At 70.0% G+C, this 1107-nt stretch carries 2 protein-coding genes; both read right to left on the reverse strand.

The window, feature by feature from the left end; all coding sequences use genetic code 11:
- Positions 1 to 268, reverse strand: a 268-nt coding sequence (gene argB, locus ACFU7D_RS29790; protein WP_378874165.1) for an acetylglutamate kinase, incomplete at its 3' end; no start/stop codon positions are given.
- Positions 265 to 1107: bifunctional ornithine acetyltransferase/N-acetylglutamate synthase (locus ACFU7D_RS29795; protein ID WP_378874167.1), on the reverse strand; the 843-nt coding region annotated here is incomplete at its 5' end. The genes ACFU7D_RS29795 and argB, both read right to left, overlap by 4 nt.

Raw genomic sequence — 1107 nt, forward strand, 5'->3', positions numbered from 1 at the left:
GTCCGGCCTTGAACTCGCTGACGATGCCGTGCTTGTCGAGGGCGGCGCTGATCTGCGGTCCGCCGCCGTGCACGACGACGGGCTTCAGCCCGGCGTGCCGCAGGAAGACGACGTCCTGGGCGAAGGCGGCCTTCAGCTCCTCGTCGACCATGGCGTTGCCGCCGAACTTGATGACGACGGTTCTGCCGTGGTGCCGGGTGAGCCAGGGCAGCGCCTCGATGAGGATCTGCGCCTTCGGCAGCGCGGTGTGCTTCCTCGCGGCGCTCATGAGCTGTACGCGCTGTTCTCGTGGACGTACTCGGCGGTCAGGTCGTTGGCCCAGATGACGGCGGACTCCGCCCCGGCCGCGAGGTCCGCGGTGATCCTGACCTCCCGGTAGCGCATGTCGACCAGTTCCCGGTCCTCGCCGACGCTGCCGTTCTTGCACACCCAGACGTCGTTGATGGCGACGTTCAGCTGGTCGGGCTCGAAGGCGGCCTTCGTGGTGCCGATCGCGGAGAGGACGCGGCCCCAGTTGGGGTCCTCGCCGTGGATAGCGCACTTGAGGAGGTTGTTGCGGGCGATACTCCGGCCGACCTCGACGGCGTCGTCCTCGGTCGCGGCGTTGACCACCTCGATCCGGATGTCCTTGGACGCGCCCTCGGCGTCGCCGATGAGCTGGCGGGCGAGGTCGGCGCAGACGCGCTGCACGGCCTGGTCGAACTCGGCCCGGCCCGGGGAGATTCCGCTCGCCCCGGAGGCCAGCAGCAGCACGGTGTCGTTGGTCGACATGCAGCCGTCGGAGTCGACGCGGTCGAAGGTGGTACGGGTCGCGGCGCGCAGGGACGCGTCGAGCACGGGGGCTTCGACATCGGCGTCGGTGGTGAGGACGACCAGCATGGTGGCGAGGCCGGGGGCGAGCATGCCCGCGCCCTTGGCCATACCGCCGACGGTCCAGCCGCCGTGGGTGACCACGCTCGTCTTGTGGACGGTGTCCGTCGTCTTGATGGCGATGGCGGCCTTCTCGCCGCCGTGCTCGGAGAGCTGACCGGCGACCGCTTCCACGCCGGGGAGCAGCTTGTCCATGGGCAGCAGTACGCCGATGAGCCCGGTGGAGCAGACGGCGAC

Source organism: Nocardioides sp. NPDC057577, assembly GCF_042801335.1.
Taxonomy (GTDB): Bacteria; Actinomycetota; Actinomycetes; order Propionibacteriales; family Nocardioidaceae; genus Nocardioides.